The 21,636-nt window shown below is 54.3% G+C and carries 16 protein-coding genes; 6 read left to right on the top strand and 10 right to left on the bottom strand.

Features of this window, described 5'->3' with window-relative positions:
• Positions 1–651 carry a response regulator transcription factor RcsB gene (rcsB, locus tag PanJK_RS13995; RefSeq protein ID WP_007889370.1) on the top strand — a complete coding sequence of 217 codons (651 nt, stop codon included), beginning with the start codon at positions 1–3 and terminating at the stop codon, positions 649–651.
• Positions 652–699: 48 nt separating this feature from the next.
• Here the strand turns inward: rcsB and rcsC are convergent, their stop codons facing one another.
• Positions 700–3,555, bottom strand: a complete 2,856-nt coding sequence (rcsC, locus tag PanJK_RS13990; protein ID WP_256696959.1) for a two-component system sensor histidine kinase RcsC — start codon at positions 3,553–3,555, stop codon at positions 700–702.
• Positions 3,556–3,718: 163 nt separating this feature from the next.
• A complete protein-coding gene (gene gyrA / locus PanJK_RS13985) occupies positions 3,719–6,358 on the bottom strand; it encodes a DNA topoisomerase (ATP-hydrolyzing) subunit A (protein ID WP_265300504.1) in 2,640 nt (879 codons plus the stop codon).
• 176 nt (positions 6,359–6,534) lie between these two features.
• On the opposite strand from gyrA, the gene ubiG reads away from it, so the two are divergent.
• The 4 genes from ubiG (at position 6,535) to yfaE (ending at position 11,571) form a co-directional block, all read left to right on the top strand.
• Complete coding sequence (gene ubiG / locus PanJK_RS13980) at positions 6,535–7,260, top strand: bifunctional 2-polyprenyl-6-hydroxyphenol methylase/3-demethylubiquinol 3-O-methyltransferase UbiG (protein WP_265300502.1); 726 nt, start codon at positions 6,535–6,537, stop codon at positions 7,258–7,260.
• 578 nt (positions 7,261–7,838) lie between these two features.
• Entirely contained in the window at positions 7,839–10,124 is a 2,286-nt protein-coding gene (gene nrdA, locus PanJK_RS13975; protein ID WP_110866577.1) for a class 1a ribonucleoside-diphosphate reductase subunit alpha, read from the top strand.
• A gap of 53 nt (positions 10,125–10,177) precedes the next feature.
• Positions 10,178–11,308, top strand: a complete 1,131-nt coding sequence (gene nrdB, locus PanJK_RS13970) for a class Ia ribonucleoside-diphosphate reductase subunit beta (protein WP_007889356.1) — start codon at positions 10,178–10,180, stop codon at positions 11,306–11,308.
• A gap of 2 nt (positions 11,309–11,310) precedes the next feature.
• Complete coding sequence (gene yfaE / locus PanJK_RS13965; RefSeq protein WP_008105122.1) at positions 11,311–11,571, top strand: class I ribonucleotide reductase maintenance protein YfaE; 261 nt, start codon at positions 11,311–11,313, stop codon at positions 11,569–11,571.
• A gap of 36 nt (positions 11,572–11,607) precedes the next feature.
• Here the strand turns inward: yfaE and PanJK_RS13960 are convergent, their stop codons facing one another.
• Positions 11,608–12,804, bottom strand: coding sequence for a nicotinamide mononucleotide deamidase-related protein YfaY (locus PanJK_RS13960; RefSeq protein WP_265300497.1), 1,197 nt, complete (start codon positions 12,802–12,804; stop codon positions 11,608–11,610).
• A gap of 145 nt (positions 12,805–12,949) precedes the next feature.
• The gene (gene elaB, locus PanJK_RS13955) at positions 12,950–13,258 is read right to left on the bottom strand and encodes a stress response protein ElaB (RefSeq protein WP_256696963.1); all 309 of its coding nucleotides are present in this window, start codon (positions 13,256–13,258) and stop codon (positions 12,950–12,952) included.
• A gap of 291 nt (positions 13,259–13,549) precedes the next feature.
• On the opposite strand from elaB, the gene PanJK_RS13950 reads away from it, so the two are divergent.
• Complete coding sequence (locus PanJK_RS13950; protein WP_265300494.1) at positions 13,550–15,208, top strand: glucan biosynthesis protein D; 1,659 nt, start codon at positions 13,550–13,552, stop codon at positions 15,206–15,208.
• 29 nt (positions 15,209–15,237) lie between these two features.
• Here the strand turns inward: PanJK_RS13950 and PanJK_RS13945 are convergent, their stop codons facing one another.
• The 6 genes from PanJK_RS13945 to nuoJ form a co-directional block, all read right to left on the bottom strand.
• Entirely contained in the window at positions 15,238–15,690 is a 453-nt protein-coding gene (locus tag PanJK_RS13945; protein WP_265300492.1) for a GNAT family N-acetyltransferase, read from the bottom strand.
• Positions 15,691–15,879: 189 nt separating this feature from the next.
• Positions 15,880–17,337, bottom strand: a complete 1,458-nt coding sequence (nuoN, locus tag PanJK_RS13940) for an NADH-quinone oxidoreductase subunit NuoN (protein WP_008105131.1) — start codon at positions 17,335–17,337, stop codon at positions 15,880–15,882.
• A 6-nt stretch (positions 17,338–17,343) separates the two neighbouring features.
• Positions 17,344–18,864 carry an NADH-quinone oxidoreductase subunit M gene (gene nuoM / locus PanJK_RS13935; protein ID WP_036648497.1) on the bottom strand — a complete coding sequence of 507 codons (1,521 nt, stop codon included), beginning with the start codon at positions 18,862–18,864 and terminating at the stop codon, positions 17,344–17,346.
• Between the two features lie 84 nt (positions 18,865–18,948).
• Positions 18,949–20,784, bottom strand: a complete 1,836-nt coding sequence (gene nuoL / locus PanJK_RS13930; RefSeq protein ID WP_179450028.1) for an NADH-quinone oxidoreductase subunit L — start codon at positions 20,782–20,784, stop codon at positions 18,949–18,951.
• Positions 20,781–21,083, bottom strand: coding sequence for an NADH-quinone oxidoreductase subunit NuoK (gene nuoK / locus PanJK_RS13925; protein ID WP_007889334.1), 303 nt, complete (start codon positions 21,081–21,083; stop codon positions 20,781–20,783). Before nuoK ends, nuoL begins: the two co-directional genes overlap by 4 nt.
• The gene (gene nuoJ, locus PanJK_RS13920) at positions 21,080–21,631 is read right to left on the bottom strand and encodes an NADH-quinone oxidoreductase subunit J (RefSeq protein WP_008105138.1); all 552 of its coding nucleotides are present in this window, start codon (positions 21,629–21,631) and stop codon (positions 21,080–21,082) included. Before nuoJ ends, nuoK begins: the two co-directional genes overlap by 4 nt.
• Positions 21,632–21,636: the final 5 nt, after the last annotated feature.

Genomic DNA, 21,636 nt, shown 5'->3' with positions numbered 1-21,636 from the left:
ATGAATAACTTGAACGTAATTATTGCCGATGACCATCCGATCGTTCTGTTCGGTATCCGTAAGTCACTGGAACAGATTGAATGGGTTAACGTTGTAGGTGAGTTTGAAGACTCAACAGCATTAGTAAACAGCTTGCCTAAACTGGACGCCAATGTCCTGATTACCGACCTCTCCATGCCAGGCGAGAAGTACGGTGACGGTATCACCCTGATCAAATACATCAAACGTCACTATCCGGATCTCTCGATTATCGTTCTTACCATGAACAATAACCCAGCGATCCTGAGCGCGGTGTTGGATCTGGATATCGAAGGGATCGTACTGAAGCAAGGTGCACCAACCGATCTGCCAAAAGCGCTGGCTGCTCTGCAGAAAGGCAAAAAATATACGCCGGAAAGCGTGGCAAAACTGCTGGAGCGCATCAGCGCTGGCGGTTACGGTGACAAACGTCTGTCACCGAAAGAGAGTGAAGTACTGCGTCTGTTCGCAGAAGGTTTCCTGGTGACTGAGATTGCTAAGAAACTGAACCGCAGTATCAAAACCATCAGTAGCCAGAAGAAATCAGCCATGATGAAACTGGGCGTGGAAAACGATATCGCGCTGCTGAACTATCTCTCTTCGGTTAGCGCCACTCAGGTCGACAAAGAGTAATCCTCAATGGGCGGCGTCTTCTGACACCGCCCATTTTTTGCTCGCGTATTACGCCCCTTCCCTGCCCTTTCTGACGCGTTCCGCATACACCGCCAGCGTACTTTTCAGCACATCCAGTGTAACCGGCTTCGACAAACAGTTATCCATGCCCGCATCCATACAGCGCTGCTTCTCTTCCGCTAACGCATTGGCCGTGACGCCAATCACCGGGAAAGTATGTCCTAACTGACGCAGACGTTGTGTCAGACGATAACCATCCATGTTCGGCATGTTCACATCGCTCAGCACGATATCGATATGGTTGCGACTCAGCACGTTCAGCGCATCCACGCCGTCCTGCGCGGTTTTGGTCTGATAACCCACGGTGCCGAGTTGTTCCGACAGCAGCATGCGGTTGATCGGATGGTCATCAACAATCAGCACGATAATATCTTCGAAGGTCGCGGCTGCTTTTGCCGCGGTTAACGGCAGCGGCGTGGCGGTTTCACTATTGATGTTGATGCGGTAGATGCGGCCGAGCAGCTGCGGCAGATCGTGCAGCATCGCGCTGCTCTGGATCCATTGACCCGGCGCGGTTTCGTGCGGCATATCGATGTGCTGACCACAGATACGAATATGCGCGCGTCCGCTTTGCGCAGCGAGCTCATCGTGATCGCTAATGATCACATCATCCGCTGCCGCCTGACCGCGATAATACGCCACCTGAATGCCCTGCTGTTGCAGCAGACGCAGCAGGAAGCTGGCGAGGTATTCATTACGCATATCCAGCCAAATGGCTTTTTCCTGCAAGCCGTCCAGCAGCGGTGGTGCCGCCATCTGACCGGAATAGATCGGAATGCGCACGATAAACTGACTGCCCATGCCCGGTTCGGAATCAACTTCGATATCGCCGTCCATCATGTTGATCAGCTTTTCACAGATCGCCAGCCCTAAGCCGGTTCCCTGGAAGTTACGTTGCACGCCCGAACCTACCTGGAAGAACGGATCGAACAGGCGCGTAACCTCTTTGGCCGGAATACCGACGCCGGTATCACGCACGCGGAACGCCAGATATCCCTCTTTGACGTAAGCATGCAAGATGATACAGCCGGTATGCGTGAATTTGATGGCGTTGTTCAGCAGGTTAGATATCACCTGCTGCAGGCGCATGGCATCGCCATCCAGGGTCAGCGGCACATCGTTTTCGATAAACACGTACAGCGTCAGGCGTTTGCGCACCACCAGCGAGAGATAGTTGCTGGCAATGTGGTTGACCACTTCACGCGGCGAGAAAGGATGGGGCTCAATTTTCAGCTGTTCGGATTCAATCTTCGAGAAGTCGAGGATGTCGCTGATGATCTTCAGCAGCAGGCTCGACGAGTTGTTCATCGCCGTCACCAGTGAATCGACGCCTTTCGGCAGCACTTTGGTTTGCAGCAGATCGAGGTTACCGATAATCCCGTACAGCGGCGTGCGCAACTCATGGCTGACGGTGGCAAGGAACATTGATTTCGACTGGCTGGCCTGCTCGGCTGAGTGCGCCATCTCCTGCAGCGACTGCTCCATACGCACGCGCGCCGAGACATCGACCAGCACGCAAATCGCCACGTTTTCATTGCGATAACGCGAATGCACAAAGCTGATTTGCAGGTTAGTGTTGCTGCCGGTCAGCACATCGACAAAGTTAACCTGCTGACCACCGATGATTTCATTCAGACGCTGGCGATCTTCCTGCGTCAGAAGCGTCAGATAATTGTGTGCCAGCTCGTTACTCAAAATGTTGGTGCCGTCGCTGGTGCGCAGAATACAGATGCCGACCGGCGCCGAGGCGACAATTTTGCGGTTGAACTGTTCGTGCTCCTCCAGTCGATGCGCATTCTCTTCAGCCGGCAGGAACATGCGGCGCTCAAAAACCCACGCCAGCGTGAACAAAATTACCGCCGTAAAGATATTAAGCAGCAGCGCGTTAATCAGCATCAGCTTGAGTTGATCCATCAACACGTCGGTGGAAAGCGACCACACCACATTGAGATTGGACGGTGGCAGCGGCTTCTTCAGCACCAGCTGGCGATAGCTGTCGAGATAGCCGAACCAGGTGCTGTTGTCCGGCAGATCGTCAAGCGAGTAGCCCGGCCCGCCACGACGTGAGCTAAGCAGCGGACGGTAATTTTCATCGGTGATGGTGGCCACCAGCGGCAAACCGCCCGGCTGAATGAACTCATCCAGGCGGATATTCTGCTCCACGCCCAGCAGCGCCTGTAGCTTGTTCGCCACATACACCGGCATCACCATATAGAAGTTGCCGACGCCCGGCTGCGCGCTGCTGGTGATCCAGTACATCGGCTGGCGGCGCTCTTCTTCATTGCCGTTGCGATAGTGCAGCACGCGTTCACGCAGCGCTTTCAGGCTACGTTCACGATCGACTGAATTGTTGCTGCCGATGGTGAAATCGGCCAGACACTGGTTCTCGCCACCGATGAAGAACACGCGGTTCAATTCATACGCAGAGGCAAAATTGCTTTTCCAGTAATTGATGTAGTAGCTGAGCGAATCCAGCGAGTTGCGCCATGTGTTGCTCATTGAGGTGCAGTCGCCATCGGAAAACAGCGGCGTGAACTGCGGCAGCGCACCTTTGCCCGGCGGCAAACCGTTGAGCACATCCAGACCATTAGCGCTGCTGCTCAGGCGATTTTCGGTGATGTATTTCAGCTCGCGCATCACATCCGCCGAGTGGCGTACGTACCACTCAGCCTGACCGTAATTGGTGGCAAACTCCTGACGCACCGCGTTCTCTTTCTCGTGCAGCACGTTGATGATGTAGAAAGTGGTCAGCAGCGCACCCAGCGCCCAGAGCAGCAACGCCAGCGCACGAAATAGATAGCGCGAAATTCGAAGCGTAGTGCGAAAGGAGACAAGATATTTCAAAAGAGGCTCACTGGCGGTAAGAGTTATCAGGATGTTGAAAAGCTTTCATACACTAGCTTTATCGGCCCTAAAAAGCCAGCTAGCCTGCGCCTTTTGGGGAAAACTCAGATAAAAAAACGGCAGGTCAGTTTCCTGACCTGCCGTTTAATAAAGCCGTTACGAATTACTCTTCGTCATCAGCTTCTGGTGCTTCGTCGTCGCTGTCCACTTCCGGCGCGATATCCTCCTCGCCTTCCGCGACGCTACCGTCGATGGCGTCGAGTTCTTCCTCTTCCACCGGCTCAGCAACACGTTGCAGACCCACCACGTTTTCATCTTCCGCAGTACGGATCAGAATCACGCCTTGAGTGTTACGGCCAACCACGCTGACTTCCGATACGCGAGTACGCACCAGCGTACCGGCATCGGTGATCATCATGATCTGATCGCCATCCACCACTTGTACCGCACCGATAACCGGTCCGTTACGATCGGTGACTTTAATCGAGATCACACCCTGGGTCGCACGCGACTTGGTTGGATACTCGATATTGGCGGTACGTTTACCGTAACCATTCTGCGTCACGGTGAGGATCGCGCCCTCTTCGCGTGGAACAATCAGCGACACCACTTTGTCGCGTTCAGCCAGCTTGATACCGCGCACGCCCGAAGCCGAACGGCCCATCGCACGTACTGCAGTTTCAGCGAAGCGCACCACTTTACCGGCGGCAGAGAACAGCATCGCTTCGTCGCTACCGTTGGTCAGCGCCACACCAATCAGCTCATCATCCTCACGCAGGTTGATGGCGATAATGCCCGCGCTACGCGGACGGCTGAACTCTTGCAACGCGGTTTTCTTCACGGTACCGCTCGCGGTGGCCATGAAGATGTTGAAGCCTTCGGTGTATTCACGCACCGGCAGAATGGCGGTGATACGTTCGTTAGCTTCCAGCGGCAACAGGTTGACGATTGGACGACCGCGCGCGCCACGGCTGGCTTCCGGCAGCTGATAGACCTTCATCCAGTAGAGACGGCCACGGCTGGAGAAGCACAGAATGGTGTCATGGGTGTTGGCCACCAGCAGACGGTCGATAAAGTCTTCTTCTTTAATACGTGCGGCGGATTTGCCTTTACCACCGCGACGCTGGGCTTCATAGTCGGTCAGCGGTTGGTATTTGACATAACCCTGATGCGACAGCGTCACCACAACGTCTTCCTGATTAATCAGGTCTTCGATGTTGATGTCTGCACTGTTCGCGGTGATTTCAGTGCGACGTGCATCGCCGAACTGATCGCGCATCAGCTCCAGCTCTTCACGGATCACTTCCATCAGGCGCTCAGCGCTCTGCAGGATGTGCAGCAGTTCAGCGATCTGATCCAGCAGCTCTTTGTATTCGTCGAGCAGTTTTTCATGCTCAAGGCCGGTCAGTTTCTGCAGACGCAGATCCAGAATCGCCTGCGCTTGCTGTTCGGTCAGATAATATTGACCCTCGCGAATACCGAACTCGGCTTCCAGCCACTCCGGACGCGCGGCATCGTTGCCGGCACGTTCCAGCATCGCGGCAACGTTACCCAGATCCCACGACTGTGCCAGCAGGCTCAGTTTCGCTTCGGCTGGCGTGGGTGCACGACGAATCAGTTCGATGATTGGATCGATGTTCGCCAGCGCAATCGCCAGGCCTTCAAGGATGTGAGCACGATCGCGCGCTTTACGCAGTTCGAAAATGGTACGGCGCGTAACCACTTCACGACGGTGACGCACGAAGGCCTCGATGATGCCTTTCAGCGTCATGATCTTCGGCTGGCCCTGATGCAGCGCCACCATGTTGATGCCAAATGAGACCTGCAGCTGGGTCAGCGAGTAGAGGTTGTTGAGAACCACTTCACCGACCGCATCGCGTTTGATCTCAATGACAACACGCATGCCGTCTTTGTCAGATTCATCACGCAGCGCGCTGATGCCTTCCACGCGCTTCTCTTTCACTAGCTCAGCGATCTTCTCGATCAGGCGCGCTTTGTTCACCTGATACGGCAGTTCGTGAACGATGATGGTTTCACGGCCGGTCTTGGCATCAGTTTCCACTTCGCCACGTGCGCGGATGTAAATCTTACCGCGCCCGGTGCGATAGGCTTCTTCGATACCGCGACGACCATTGATGAACGCAGCGGTCGGGAAATCTGGCCCGGTGATGTGCTCCATCAAACCTTCAACGGTGATGTCTTCATCTTCGATGAAGGCCAGACAGCCGTTGATCACTTCCGTGAGGTTGTGCGGTGGAATGTTGGTTGCCATACCTACCGCGATACCGGACGAACCGTTTACCAGCAGGTTAGGAATTTTGGTTGGCAGGACTTCAGGGATCTGCTCGGTGCCGTCATAGTTCGGCACGAAATCGACGGTTTCCTTTTCCAGGTCAGCCAGCAGCTCCGAAGAGATCTTTGCCATGCGCACTTCGGTATAACGCATCGCTGCGGCGGAGTCGCCGTCGACCGAACCAAAGTTACCCTGACCGTCAACCAGCATGTAGCGCAGGGAGAATGGCTGGGCCATACGCACGATACTTTCGTATACCGCGGAATCGCCGTGCGGGTGATATTTACCGATGACGTCACCGACCACACGGGCGGATTTTTTATAGGGTTTATTCCAGTCGTTGCCCAGTTCGCTCATGGCAAAAAGCACACGGCGGTGTACCGGCTTCAGACCATCACGCACATCGGGTAAGGCTCGGCCAACAATGACCGACATGGCGTAATCGAGGTAGGAGTTTTTTAACTCTTCTTCGATATTGACCGGTGTAATTTCTCTCGCAAGGTCGCTCATGGAGCCGCTATCCCTCTACATAATCCCGGATTTAAAGGTGCGAAAGTATATCACATCGCTTCCCTTCGGTGAACGTTAACCAGGCCTTAATCCCGCTTTTCCTTGAGCGTGAGAGATGCGTTCGCGTGACTTAAGCGTTTATACTGAGGGAATATTTTGTCTGGAGTGATGATTCAATGAGTGAACAACCGCAGGAAAGCCGCCAGAACGTTGACCACGCCGAGATTGCCAAGTTTGAGGCCGTGGCATCCCGCTGGTGGGATTTAGAGGGTGAATTTAAGCCGTTGCACCGTATCAATCCCCTGCGACTCGGCTGGATAGCACAGCACAGCAATGGCCTGTTCGGTAAGAAAGTGCTTGATGTCGGCTGCGGTGGCGGCATTCTGGTGGAGAGCATGGCGCGTGAAGGCGCTGAAGTTACAGGCCTGGATATGGGCGCGGAGCCGCTGGAAGTGGCGCGTCTGCACGCGCTGGAGAGCGGCGTTAGCGTTAACTATGTGCAGCAAACCGTGGAAGATCACGCCGCAAGTCATGCCGGGCAATATGATGTGGTGACCTGCATGGAGATGCTCGAGCATGTGCCTGACCCGCGCTCGGTGGTATTGGCCTGCGCGCAGCTGGTGAAGCCTGGCGGCGAAGTGTTCTTCTCCACCATCAACCGCAATCCAAAAGCCTGGCTGCTGGCGGTGTTTGGTGCGGAGTATGTACTGCGCATGGTGCCGCGCGGCACGCACGACGTGAAGAAATTCATCCGTCCTGCCGAACTGCTGAACTGGGTCGATGAAACCCCGCTACGTGAAAGAAACATGATTGGCCTGCATTACAATCCGCTGACCAATCAGTTCCGTTTGGGTCGCGGTGTCGATGTTAACTATATGATTCATACGCATCGTCAGGAGTGATGTCATCCCGGTGCGCATCAATGCTCACCCTACGAAAAATCGCACCATCGTCGTATGTCATCCCGGCGCGCATCAACACGCAGTATCACCGTAGGGTCGCCATTCATGGCGACCTCTTATCCAGATCAATTTCCTTTTAGACGCGTACCCGCCTTTTTTATAGGCTAAGCAAGTCACAAAAAATTCATAAGCAATTTTAGATAAGTTCGCTGCTGACGGCCTTGTCGGGGCTTTTTTCATCTAAGAAAATTCCTGAAGCACAGTGGTTGAGCAAGAAACACGCGTCCGATCATAAAGTGAAAAAAAAGTGCTTAGCGGTTGACACTAAGTGCAGGCCTTGCGGCATGCGGATCCAGGATTTTAGCCAGCCGCTAAGGACGATTTTTTAGTGAAAATCAACTCTTGTTAAGAAGAGATTGCTGACTAGAATACTCACCATATTGTTGTTCAAACTTCCCGCACCCCCTATATATAGTGTTTATCCACAGGCTTACTCACAACGAGCGGCTTGTGCATAAACCTTGTGCATAGATGGGGGATAAATACGTCATTCATGCATGGACAGGTAAAAACGCGACATGAACCAAAGTCTGCTCGTTACTAAACGCGATGGCCGCCAGGAGCGCATTGATCTCGACAAAATTCACCGTGTACTGGATTGGGCAGCTGAAGGGCTGAACAACGTTTCCGTTTCACAGGTTGAACTGCGCTCACACATTCAGTTCTACGATGGCATCAGAACTTCTGATATTCATGAGACCATCATTAAGGCTGCCGCAGACCTGATCTCTCGTGATGCGCCGGATTACCAATACCTGGCCGCGCGTCTGGCTATCTTCCACCTGCGTAAAAAAGCGTACGGCCAGTTTGAGCCGCCGAAGCTGTACGATCAGGTGGTGAAGATGGTGGAGATGGGCAAATACGACCGTCATCTGCTGGAAGATTACAGCACCGAAGAGTTCGAGCAGATGGACGCGTTTATTGACCATTGGCGCGACATGAACTTCTCCTACGCAGCGGTTAAGCAGCTGGAAGGGAAATATCTGGTGCAGAACCGCGTAAGCGGCGAAATCTACGAAAGCGCCCAGTTCCTCTATATCCTGGTAGCAGCGTGCCTGTTCTCTGGCTACCCGCGCGAAACCCGTATGGACTACGTGAAGCGCTTCTACGATGCGATCTCAACCTTTAAGATCTCACTGCCAACGCCTATCATGTCCGGCGTGCGTACCCCAACGCGCCAGTTCAGCTCTTGCGTACTGATCGAGTGCGGCGACAGCCTCGACTCTATCAACGCCACTTCTAGCGCCATTGTGAAATACGTTTCACAGCGCGCCGGTATCGGTATTAATGCTGGACGTATTCGTGCGCTGGGTAGCCCGATTCGCGGTGGCGAAGCGTTCCACACCGGCTGTATTCCGTTCTACAAGCATTTCCAGACTGCCGTGAAGTCCTGCTCACAGGGCGGCGTGCGCGGCGGTGCAGCGACGCTGTTCTACCCAATGTGGCATCTGGAAGTTGAAAGCCTGCTGGTGCTGAAAAACAACCGTGGTGTTGAAGGCAACCGCGTGCGTCACATGGATTACGGCGTGCAGATCAACAAATTGATGTACACCCGCCTGCTGAAAGGTGAAGACATCACGCTGTTCAGCCCGTCTGACGTGCCTGGCCTGTACGACGCGTTCTTCGCCGATCAGGACGAGTTCGAGCGTCTGTACACCAAATATGAGAAAGACGACAGCATCCGTAAGCAGCGTGTGAAAGCCGTTGAGCTGTTCTCACTGATGATGCAGGAACGTGCTTCAACTGGCCGTATCTACATCCAGAACGTCGATCACTGCAACACTCACAGCCCGTTCGATCCAAGCATCGCGCCGGTTCGTCAGTCGAACCTGTGCCTCGAGATCGCCCTGCCGACCAAACCGCTGAACGACGTCAATGACGAAAGCGGCGAAATCGCTCTGTGTACGCTGTCTGCCTTTAACCTTGGCGCGATTAATAGCCTTGACGATCTGGAAGAGCTGGCCACCCTCGCGGTGCGTGCACTGGATGCGCTGCTGGATTATCAGGATTACCCCATCCCGGCAGCACAACGCGGCGCAATGGGCCGTCGTACCTTGGGTATTGGCGTGATCAACTACGCGTACTACCTGGCGAAAAACGGCGTACGCTACTCCGATGGCAGCGCCAACAACCTGACGCACAAAACCTTCGAAGCCATTCAGTACTACCTGCTGAAAGCCTCGAACGAATTGGCGAAAGAGCAAGGTGCCTGCCCGTGGTTCAAAGAGACCACTTACTCGCAGGGCATTCTACCGATCGATACCTATAAAAAGGATCTCGACGCGGTGTGCAACGAGCCGCTGCATCTGGATTGGGAAGGTCTGCGTGAGTCCATCACCACGCACGGTCTGCGCAACTCAACGCTTTCTGCGCTGATGCCGTCTGAAACCTCTTCGCAGATTTCGAACGCCACTAACGGTATTGAGCCACCGCGCGGACATATCAGTATCAAAGCATCGAAAGACGGCATTCTGCGTCAGGTAGTGCCAGAGTATGAGCGTCTGAAAGATCAGTACGAACTGCTGTGGGAAATGCCGTCTAACGACGGTTATCTGCAGCTGGTTGGCGTGATGCAGAAGTTCATCGATCAGGCGATTTCGTCGAACACCAACTACGATCCGAGCCGTTTTGCTAATGGCAAAGTGCCGATGAAACAGTTGCTGAAAGATCTGCTGACCGCGTACAAGTTCGGCGTGAAAACCCTGTACTATCAAAACACCCGCGACGGGGCGGAAGATGCACAGGACGATCTGGCGCCTTCCATTCAGGATGATGGCTGCGAAAGCGGCGCATGTAAGATCTAATCTCATCTTGTCAGGGCCGACATTGGTCGGCCCTCTTCACATTTGGACTCAAAATGGCTTACACCACATTCTCGCAGAACAAAAATGACCAGCTGAAAGAGCCGATGTTCTTTGGCCAGTCTGTCAACGTTGCCCGTTTCGATCAGCAGAAATATGACATCTTTGAAAAGCTGATTGAAAAACAGCTCTCCTTCTTCTGGCGTCCCGAAGAAGTGGACGTCTCGCGCGATCGTATCGATTATCAGGCGCTGCCAGAGCATGAAAAGCACATTTTCATCAGCAACCTGAAGTATCAAACGCTGCTGGACTCGATTCAGGGCCGTAGCCCGAACGTGGCGCTGTTGCCGCTGATTTCCATCCCGGAGCTGGAAACCTGGATTGAAACCTGGGCGTTCTCCGAGACCATTCACTCGCGCTCTTACACCCACATTATCCGTAACATCGTTAACGATCCGGCAGTGGTATTTGACGATATCGTCACCAACGAGCAGATTCTGGCGCGCGCCGAAGACATCTCGAAGTACTACGATGATCTGATAGAGATGACCAGCTACTGGCATCTGCTGGGCGAAGGTACGCATCAGGTCAACGGTAAAACCGTGACCGTGAACCTGCGCGATCTGAAAAAGCAGCTCTATATCTGCCTGATGAGCGTCAACGCGCTGGAAGCGATTCGCTTCTACGTAAGCTTCGCCTGTTCATTTGCTTTCGCCGAGCGCGAGCTGATGGAAGGTAACGCCAAAATCATCAAGCTGATTGCACGTGATGAAGCGCTGCACCTGACTGGCACTCAGCACATGCTGAACCTGCTGCGCACCGGTGAAGACGATCCAGAGATGAAAGCCATCGCCGCAGAGTGCCGTGACGAATGCTACGACCTGTTCAAGAAGGCAGCCGAGCAGGAAAAAGAGTGGGCAGAATATCTGTTCAGCGGCGGTTCGATGATTGGCCTGAACAAAGACATTCTGTGCCAGTACATTGAGTACATCACCAACATCCGTATGCAGGCGGTCGGTCTTGATCTGCCGTTCCAGACGCGTTCGAACCCGATTCCATGGATCAACTCGTGGCTGGTGTCGGACAACGTGCAGGTTGCCCCGCAGGAAGTTGAAGTGAGCTCGTATTTGGTCGGTCAGATTGATTCTGAAGTGGGCGAAGACGATTTCGACGGCTTCCAGCTGTAAGCATGAGCCGCTCTGTTGTTATTCTGCGCAGCTCCGGCTCCCGGCTGGAGTGCGCAGAAGATCATCCCAATCTGCTGACGACGCTGGAAGCTAACAATCTGTGCGTTGAGTTTCAGTGTCGCGAAGGTTACTGCGGCTCTTGCCGTATGCGCTTGCTCAAAGGCGAAGTGGATTATGCGGAAACCCCGTTGGCGTTTGTGCAGCAAGGCGAGATTTTGCCGTGCTGCTGTCGCGCCAAAGGGGAGATTGAGATCGAGTTGTGATTGTGAGTTGGTCGCCATGAATGGCGACCCTACGAATTAACGTTTCACGGTTTCCAACACATCAATCCAGCCGTGCCCGGTGCTGACTTCGCTGCCGTGCAGCCAGCGACGCAGCATGTTCATCGCCATCATCGCCACCACTTTCTGCCGCGTTTCCACGTTATGACGTCCATGAGTGAATTTCACGCGTTGGCCCCAGCTCGCTTCCGGCGTGTGCAGCGCAATCGACACTTCGCCTTCGACTAAATGCCCCACCGACAATGCCAGCGCTGCGCCCTGCTGTTTCGCCCACTCACGCGTGCGCGCAACCTGCGCTTCCAGATCTTCATCCTGCGGCGGCAGAATCTCGGCTTTGCTGAGCGCCACGTCTGCCGCGGCCAGCTGCCAGTTAAGCAAACCGGCGGTGAACTGCTCGCTGAGCGCCAACTGGAAGCCGCGCTGCTGCAACTCGCGCGCCAGTAGCGCCGGTAAACCTTCGGTGCCTTCAAAAATGGTGCACTCCGCCAGCAACAGTTTTACCTGCTGCCACACCTGCTCCATCGCCACGCGCTGGCTGGCGGGTCCGGTAAGTTTGATTTCGATAATCGGCATTGATGAGCGATAGCCCATCACCACGCCTTCCGGCAGCGGTAGCGGCTCCAGCTCAGCGGCAATATCGCTCTCGCCACGGCCAAAGGTGGTGAGGCGTAAACACAACGGTGGTTCCGGCAATTCGAAGCGCGCTTTGAGGCGCGGAATGATCTCCTGCTCGACCATCACTTTAAATTCCGACGGCACACCAGGCGTGAAGAAAATCCAGCAGCGATTGAGCTGCATCGCAAAGCCGCACGCGGTGCCGACCGGGTTATCCAGCATCTCGGCGATGGCGGGAATTTCTGCCTGCTTGCGATTGCTCGGCGCCATCACGCGTCCGCGACTGGCGAACCAGGCTTCCATTTTTTCTAGCCAGGCTTGCTGAATGATTAACTCGCTGCCGCTGGCAATGGCTGCGGCCTGCGCACTGAGATCGTCGCTGGTCGGTCCTAAACCACCGTTAACGATCAGCACGTCTGCAATCTGGCTCCGGCTCTGCAGCGCCTCCACCAGCGAGCTCATCGCATCACCGACGGTGCTGCGGCTGGTCATCGGCAAACCGTGCTGGAACAGCACATCGGCCAGCCAGGCGGCGTTGGTATCGACAATCTGCCCATGTAACACTTCATCGCCCGTTGAGAGCATTTCTACACGTATCACGTTGCGTTCTCCTTTTCCCTGTCGCTTTACTGTAGGAAGCGCGCAGGCGAAACACAATCGCGGATGATGCGAAACAGGGATTTAGCGGGAATAAGCGGCGGGATAATCAGGAAGCGGGCGCGAAGCGTGTCGCGCCCGTTGAAACTTAACGTCGAGCCAGCAGTAAACCGACAAACAGGCCAGCGGCGGCACCGATGCCAATCCCCTGCCACGGTTTTTCATGCACATAATCATCGGCACGGTAAGCCGCATTTTTGGCACGATAGTAGTAGCTGTCTGATGCCTGGCTAACGCGCGATTTCACGTCTTCCAATGCTTGTTCAGCTTTGAGTTTCAGCTCGATGTATTTCTGGTCGGCCGGATCGCCCGATGCGCGTAACACTTCTTCCAGCGTTTCCGTCAGCAGCGTCAGGTCGTCGTCAAGGTGCGTTTCAAATTGGTTTGAAGATGACACTATGTAGTTCCTCCATGTTCCTAACTCGTTGTGGTTTAACTATAGTCTTAAATTCCAGCTTTGCTGGGCGGCAACTGCCAGGATTTAACCGAGTTTCGTCTATCTCAATGCAAAGTTGTGTCATGCCGGGTGGAGCGGCGCGAATTCTGCTTCGCTTATTTGAGTAATCTGATAAATTTTCCGCAGACTGAATTTTTTATTTCCACGACTGTCGTAACTCCCTGTAGTCAGACGTTTCTCGTCTTACGAGAGTCAAAATACACCCGAGCAGCTAAGGATTAGATCTCCGGCATGAATCGTAGAAAATTTATGAAAGCGTCCATGGCCCTCTCCGCTGTTAGCGGCATGACGGGTCTCTCCACGCTGTTTGCACAATCCGCCTGGGCCGATGATGGTATCGCCGACGGTACCGCGGTGCGCTTCGATTTCGATACATTGAAAAAGAAAGCCTCCGCACTGGCAAAACAGCCCTGGGGCGGCGCACCCGGCCCCTTGCCCGACACCCTGGCCAATCTAACGCCTCAGGCCTATAACGAAATTCAGTACGATGCTAATCACTCGCTGTGGAACAACATTGCCGATCGTGAGCTGGACGTGCAATTCTTCCACGTCGGTATGGGCTTCAAGCGCCGCATCCGCATGTTCTCGGTCGATGCCGACAGCCGTGAAGCGCGTGAGATCCACTTCCGCCCGGAGCTGTTCAACTATCACAACGCTAACGTTGATACCAAACAGCTGGTGGGTAAAACCGATCTCGGCTTTGCCGGTTTCCGCGCGTTTAAGAAGCCAGAACTGGCGCGCCGAGATATCGTCTCTTTCCTCGGCGCCAGCTATTTCCGTGCAGTTGATGAGACCTTCCAGTACGGCCTCTCCGCACGCGGCGTGGCGGTCAACACCTTTAGCAACGGCAAGGAAGAGTTTCCGGACTTCACCGCGTTCTGGTTTGAAACGCCAAAAGCCGATGACACCACTTTTGTAGTTTATGCCCTGCTGGATGGCGCGAGCGTTACCGGTGCCTATAAGTTCACCATTCACTGCGAAGAGAAACGCGTGGTGATGGAAGTGGAAAACCACCTGTTTGCGCGTAACGACATTCGCCAGCTCGGCATTGCACCGATGACCAGCATGTTCAGCTGTGGCACCAACGAGCGCCGCATGTGCAACACTTACCATCCGCAAATCCATGACTCCGATCGTCTGGCGATGTGGACCGGTGAAGGCGAGTGGATTGCGCGTCCGCTGAACAACCCGCAGCGTTTGCAGTTCAACGCTTATCAGGATGAAAACCCGCGTGGTTTTGGCCTGCTGCAGCTGGATCATGACTTCAAAAATTATCAGGATGTGATTGGCTGGTACGACAAACGTCCAAGCCTGTGGGTGGAACCGATTGGTAAATGGGGCAAAGGCGCCATTAACGTGATGGAGATTCCAACCACCGGTGAAACCCTGGATAACGTGGTGTGCTTCTGGCAGCCGTCAGAACCGGTGAAAGCCGGCAGCGAGTTCAACTTCCAGTACAAACTCTACTGGAGTCAGTTACCGCCAGTGCGCAGTGGTTTGGCGCGTGTCGATGCCACGCGCACCGGTATCGGTGGCTTCCCGGAAGGTTGGGCGCCAGGCGAACACTTCCCGGAAACCTGGTCACGTCGTTTTGCGATTGATTTTGTTGGCGGCGATCTGAAAGCCGCAGCGCCGAAAGGCATTGAGCCGGTGATTACCGTTTCGGAGGGCACATTCAAGCAGGTTGAGATTCTTTACGTCGAGCCATTAAACGGTTACCGCATTCTGTTTGACTGGTATCCGAACAGCGACTCAACCAAACCGGTTGATATGCGCCTGTTCCTGCGTACTAAGGATGAGACGCTGAGTGAAACCTGGCTTTATCAGTACTTCCCGCCACCGCCGGATCAACGTAAATATGTTGATGACCGGCAGATGACGCCGGGCTGATGATTAACGGCGAGGAGCAATCCTCGCCGTTATGCTTTCTGCATGCCGATGTGGGGAATGTCATCTTCCATATACACTTCGGTTACCGCTTTAAAGCCCAGACGACCGTAGAAACCTTCCAGATGTGCCTGCGCAGAGAGATAGATAGCGCGCTGCGACCAATGCTTCTCGCAGCTCTCAAGCGCCTTCTCCATCAAGCGATACCCCAGCTTCAAACCACGCGCCTCTTCAGAAACGATCACACGACCAATCAGCACGGGTGCAGAGTCTGAAGCTGGCGTTAACACGCGTGCATAGGCCAGCAGCTTACCGTCAAGGAATCCCAAGATGTGGCGGTTATCAGCGGCTAAATCCTGACCATCAATATCCTGATAGGGACAGTTTTGTTCCACGATGAAGACATGATTGCGCAGCGCCAGCAAAGTGTAGAGTTGTTGCGCCGTCAGTTCACTGTGATGGCAATCAAGCCAAAGCATTTCCATGGTGCTTCCTTCTCTGAGCAAAAAAAGTGATCCGTTGAGAATATCACACCGGCTAGGCCAAACGCAGTGAGCAGCAGCGGCAGCTGAAAAGCTCGTGATGACTCTGTGCTCAATCTCTCACTACACAGTAAATTGCAGGCAAAAAAAATCAGGCCCGAAGGCCCGATTTAGTCATGACGCGGGTCTGTATTACATCAGCGGCTGCGCCATCTGCACCAGTGTAATCAGCGGCTGCGGATAAACACCGAGCAGCAATACCAGAATCGCAGAGATCAGCACCACAACACCGCCCGCCGTAAACGCCCAGTTGGCTTGCGTGTCGCGGTTGTGCAGTTCCGGCGGGCTGAGGTACAGACTTACCGTTACGCGCAGATAGTAGTAAAGACCAATCGCACTACCTGCAACCACCGCACCACTCAACCACCATAGGTGTGCATTCACACTCGAGGCGATAACGTAGAACTTACCGATGAAGCCGAGCGTCATTGGAATACCGGCCAGTGACAACATCATCACCGTCATTACCGCAGACAGAATCGGACGATGCCAGAACAGACCGCGATAAGAATAGAGCGTGTCGGCATCCGGACCGCGATACGGGCTCGACATCAGGCTTACTACGCCGAACGCGCCCAGGCTGCTGAACAGGTAACCGGCCAGATAAACGCCCGCGGTTTCCAGCGACAGCTGATGAGTTTTCACCGCAATCAACGCCACTAACAGATAACCAAGGTGCGCGATTGACGAGTAACCAAGCAGACGCTTGATGTTGCTCTGGGAAATCGCCATCAGGTTACCGAACAGAATCGACGCGAAGGCAATGATGCCCAGCACGGTACGAACAGCTTCGCTATCTGTAACTGGCGCGTACATGAACAGGCGCATAATCACGCCAAAGATGGCGATCTTGCTGGCGGTGGCGAGGAAGGTTGAAACCGGCGCAGGCGCACCCTGATAAACGTCTGGCGTCCACAGGTGGAAAGGTACCAGCGACAGTTTGAAGCCCAAACCGATAATCATCATACCCAGACCCAGCAGCAACAGCGGCTCCTGAATCATGCTATCGCTCAGACTTTTGCCGAGCTGCACAAAGCTCAGGCTGCCGGAATCAGCATAAATCAGCGCGATACCGAACAGCAGGAACGATGAGGCCGCCGCTGAAAGAATGGTGTATTTCAGCGACGCTTCCAGCGAACGTTTCTGGCGGAAAGCGTAACCAATCAAACCAAACAGCGGCAGTGACAGCAGTTCGATACCGATGAACAGCGCGGCCAGATGGTTGGCGCTTGCCAGCACAATCCCGCCGAGTGCTGCAATCAGCACCAGCAGATAGAACTCATCTTTGTTGTCCGGGAAACCGGCCAGCCACGGATAAGCGAAAGTGCAGGTGGCTAAACTCGCCAGCACTACCAGCGCGGTATAGAACATCGAATAGCCATCAACGCGCAGCAGCGGCGTGACGTCCATCGCTCCCGCCTGGCCCACAAACCACAGAGAAAACAGCGCAATGTTAAGTCCGATCACCGTCAACGTGGCATTAACAAAGTGATTGCGTCGCCACGCAATGGACAGCATCACCACCACCACCGTCAATCCGACGATCAACAGCGGCAGTAACGCGATCAGATGTTGAGGAGTTATTGTCATGGCGAATTACGGCCTTGTAGTTGAAATTGAAGCGGTAAACCACTGCTGAATATTGCTCATCGCAGCATGGGATGTGTCGAGGATTGGCTGTGGATAAATCCCCAGCAGCACCAGCAACACTACCAATACGCCGATAGTCAGGAACTCACGCGGTGACATGCCTGGCAGCGGATCTTTCGACTTGGCTTCGCCGAAGTAAGCGCGCTGCATCATGATCAGGGAGTAAACCGAAGCAAACACCAGACCAAAGGTTGCGATGACGATAATCACCGGCACCACCTGGAAACTGCCGGTCAGAATCATGAATTCGCCAACAAAGTTACCGGTGCCCGGCATACCGAGGTTTGCAACCGCAAAGAACAGTGACAGACCCGGAATCCATTTGATTCGTGACCACAAACCGCCCATCTGACGAAGGTCGCGGGTATGCAGACGCTCATACAGCTGACCGCACAAGATGAACAGTGCCGCAGCAGAAAGACCGTGCGCAATCATCTGAATGACCGCGCCCTGGAAGGCCAGTTGGCTGCCGGTGTAGATGGCGATCAACACGAAACCCATGTGCGAAATCGAGGTGTAAGCAATCAAACGTTTGATATCGAACTGGGAGAACGCCATCCATGCACCGTAGAAGATGCCGATGATACCGAGCCACATGGCAATCGGTGCGAACTCTGCTGACGCATTTGGGAACAGCGGCAGGCTAAAACGCAGCAAGCCGTAGGCCGCGGTTTTCAGCAAGATACCTGCGAGGTCAACCGAACCGGCGGTTGGTGCCTGGCTATGCGCATCTGGCAGCCAACCGTGCAATGGCACCACCGGCATTTTTACCGCAAAGGCAATGAAGAAGCCGAGCATCAGCAGATACTCAACGGTGTGCGACATCGGCGTTTTCAGCAACTCTTCGTAGCTGAAAGTCCAAACGCCAGTGGCGTTATAGTGCACAAACACCAGCGCCAGAATCGACACCAACATGATCAGACCGGATGCCTGGGTGTAGATGAAGAACTTGGTTGCCGCGCTGATACGCGTTTTACCGTCGGATGCTTTATGGCCCCAAAGTGCGATGAGGAAGTACATCGGCACCAGCATCATTTCCCAGAAGAAGAAGAACAGGAACATGTCGATGGAGAGGAACACGCCAATCACACCACCGAGAATCCACATCAGGTTGAGGTGGAAGAAGCCCTGATATTTCTCAATTTCGTTCCAGGAGCACAGCACCGCCATCAAACCGAGCAGTCCGGTCAGCACCACCATCAGCAGCGACAGACCATCAATCGCCAGATGGAAGTTGATGCCAAAGCGCGGAATCCACGGTACTGAGAAAGTCGATTGCCATTGCGGAATGCCCGCAGCCTGCGTCAGTGAATAGCCTCCCTGCAACCACAGCTGCAGGCCAAGCGCTAGCGTCAGGCCCATGGTGATCATGGCAATCCAGCGCGGTACCTTTGCGCCGAGGCGCTCTGCCAACCAGCAGAGTAAGCCCCCAACGAAGGGGATAATTATTAGCCAAGGTAATAACACGGCGAACTTCCCTTTTTATTGCCTTACTTCAGGCAATTTTTGACATTCTAATTGGGCGAGCGAACCCGCCCCGCTCATCAATCTTTAAATCACCAGCAGCAGCGCCAGCACCACAACGGCACCGACACTCATTGAAGCCACGTACCAGCGCAGATAACCGTTTTCACTCACTACCAAACCTTTGTTACCAATGCGCGACAGCAGCGCAGGCAGGTTCATCAGTGAGTTCAGCGGATCGCTTTTCAGTAACCAGGCAATGCCGAGATAAGGTTTTACAAACACCTTGTCATACAGCCAGTCGAAGCCCCAGGCCGCGAACCACCAGGTGCCGAAGAAACGACCCGGCGCACTGTTAGCAATGCTGGTCACCAGCTGACGTTTACCCAGCCACAGCGCTGCAGCGATCAGGATACCGACGATAGCCACTACGCCTGAGGTGATTTCCAGCATCACTTTGCCGCCTTCACCAAACTCGTTCTGCGGCAGCACGCCAGCCAGAGGAGGCGTAATCAACGCACCAATAAAGGTGGAGAGCACCATCAGAACAATCAGTGGCAGGTGATGTGTAATGCCTTTACCGGCGTGAGCATGAATTTTCTCTTCACCGTGGAACACGATAAAGATCATGCGGAAGGTGTAGATCGAGGTGAGGAATGCACCCACCAGACCCGCCACCATCAGATTGATGTGGCCATTTGCCATCGCACCAAACAGGATTTCATCTTTACTGTAGAAACCTGCGGTGATTAGCGGCAGCGCAGCCAGCGCGGCGCCACCCACCAGGAAGCAGACATACACCAGCGGGATGCTTTTACGCAGGCCGCCCATTTTGAAAATGTTCTGCTCGTGATGGCAGGCCAGAATGACCGAGCCTGAAGAGAGGAACAGCAAGGCTTTGAAGAATGCATGCGTCATCAGGTGGAAAATCGCCGCGTCCCATGCCTGCACGCCCAGCGCGAGGAACATGTAGCCGATCTGACTCATCGTTGAGTAAGCCAGCACGCGTTTGATGTCGGTTTGCACCAGCGCCGCAAAACCTGCCAGCACCAAGGTAATCGCACCAATGATGCCTACCAGATGCAGCACTTCCGGCGTTAACAGGAACAGACCGTGCGTACGTGCAATCAGGTAAACACCGGCGGTCACCATGGTCGCGGCGTGAATCAGTGCCGAAACCGGAGTTGGACCGGCCATCGCATCCGCCAGCCAGGTTTGTAATGGCAGCTGTGCAGATTTACCAACCGCACCACCCAACAGCATCAGAGTTGCCCACTGCAGCATATGGTTGTCGGCAGCGAAGTGCGCTGGCGCCAGTTCAACCAGTTCGCGGAAGTTCAGCGTGCCCAGCTCGTTGTAGAGGATGAACAAAGCGAAAGCGAGGAACACATCACCCACGCGGGTGATGATAAAGGCTTTCATCGCCGCTTTGCCGTTCTCTGGATTGCTGTAGTAGAAGCCAATCAGCAGATATGAGCACAGGCCCACGCCTTCCCAGCCGAGATACATCAGCATCAGGTTATCGGCCAGCACCAACACCACCATGCTCGCAATGAACAGGTTGGTGTAAGCGAAGAAGCGCGAATAACCCTCTTCACCACGCATGTACCATGAAGCGAACATGTGGATGAAGAAGCCAACGCCGGTGACGACGGACAGCATGGTCAGCGAAAGACCGTCCAGCACCAGATTCACTTTAATGTCGAAGTTGCCAACGTGAATCCAGGTCCACAGCGCCTGGGTGAACGGCTGCTGACCCTGGTTGAAGAAATCGAAACCGGCATAAATAGTGGTTAATGCTGCCAGACCAACAGAACCCATACCGATTGCAGCCGACAGGTTCTCCGACCAGCGACCGCGTGAAAACGCCAATAGCAGGAAGCCAATTAGCGGAAATAATACGGTTAAATAGAGAAGATTCATCCGCGCATCTCGCTCACTGTGTCAATGTTCAGCGTCTGACGACGACGATAGAGCTGGAGCAACAGCGCCAGACCAATACTCGCTTCCGCCGCCGCAAGGCTGATCGCCAGAATGTACATCACCTGACCATCAGCTTGTCCCCAATAGCTGCCTGCTACCACCAGCGCTAACGCGGAGGCATTGATCATGATTTCCAGACCAATCAGCATAAACAGGATGTTACGACGCAGCACCACGGAGGTCAGGCCGAGAACAAACAGCACAGCGGCCAGCATCAGGCCGTGTTGTAACGGGATCATGCGTGATCCTCCTTATTCGCTTGCGCATCAGCTTGACGATTGCTCAGCACTTCGCCATGACGCTCTTCACGTCCAATATGGAAGGCCACGACCAGACCGGCGAGCAGCAGCATTGATGCCAGCTCCACCGCCAGAACATAGGGACCAAACAAGCTGATACCGACTGCTTTCGCGTCGATGACGGTGCCATCAATGCCTTGATCGGTTGCCGTACTAATCGCGTAAATCATTACCGCCAGCAGCAGCAAAGAGACGATGCCCGGCCCAATCCACAGCGAAGGCTTCAACCACTCGCGCTCCTGATCCTGCTGGGTTTTGCCGAGGTTCAACATCATGACCACGAAGACGAACAGCACCATTATGGCGCCCGCGTAGACGATGATTTCCAGCGCACCGGCAAAGTAGGCGCCCATCGAGAAGAACACGCCTGCAATCGACAGCAGCGAAACGATCAGGTACAGCAGCGCATGTACCGGATTGGTGTGGGTGATGACGCGCAGCGTCGTCAACACCGCCACCAGTCCGCAAAGATAAAACGCAAATTCCATACCTG

The organism is Pantoea sp. JK (assembly GCF_026130245.1).
Taxonomy (GTDB): Bacteria; Pseudomonadota; Gammaproteobacteria; order Enterobacterales; family Enterobacteriaceae; genus Pantoea; species Pantoea trifolii.
The sequence above is the reverse complement of the archived record's forward strand: the minus strand, read 5'-3'. Positions and strand labels throughout refer to the sequence as shown.

Coding starts and splice junctions, on each gene's coding strand:
- rcsB (WP_007889370.1), top strand. CDS start 1: ATGAATAACTTGAACGTAATTATTGCCGATGACCATCCGATCGTTCTG.
- gyrA (WP_265300504.1), bottom strand. CDS start 6,358: ATGAGCGACCTTGCGAGAGAAATTACACCGGTCAATATCGAAGAAGAG.
- ubiG (WP_265300502.1), top strand. CDS start 6,535: ATGAGTGAACAACCGCAGGAAAGCCGCCAGAACGTTGACCACGCCGAG.
- nrdA (WP_110866577.1), top strand. CDS start 7,839: ATGAACCAAAGTCTGCTCGTTACTAAACGCGATGGCCGCCAGGAGCGC.
- nrdB (WP_007889356.1), top strand. CDS start 10,178: ATGGCTTACACCACATTCTCGCAGAACAAAAATGACCAGCTGAAAGAG.
- yfaE (WP_008105122.1), top strand. CDS start 11,311: ATGAGCCGCTCTGTTGTTATTCTGCGCAGCTCCGGCTCCCGGCTGGAG.
- PanJK_RS13950 (WP_265300494.1), top strand. CDS start 13,550: ATGAATCGTAGAAAATTTATGAAAGCGTCCATGGCCCTCTCCGCTGTT.
- PanJK_RS13945 (WP_265300492.1), bottom strand. CDS start 15,690: ATGGAAATGCTTTGGCTTGATTGCCATCACAGTGAACTGACGGCGCAA.
- nuoN (WP_008105131.1), bottom strand. CDS start 17,337: ATGACAATAACTCCTCAACATCTGATCGCGTTACTGCCGCTGTTGATC.
- nuoL (WP_179450028.1), bottom strand. CDS start 20,784: ATGAATCTTCTCTATTTAACCGTATTATTTCCGCTAATTGGCTTCCTG.
- nuoK (WP_007889334.1), bottom strand. CDS start 21,083: ATGATCCCGTTACAACACGGCCTGATGCTGGCCGCTGTGCTGTTTGTT.
- nuoJ (WP_008105138.1), bottom strand. CDS start 21,631: ATGGAATTTGCGTTTTATCTTTGCGGACTGGTGGCGGTGTTGACGACG.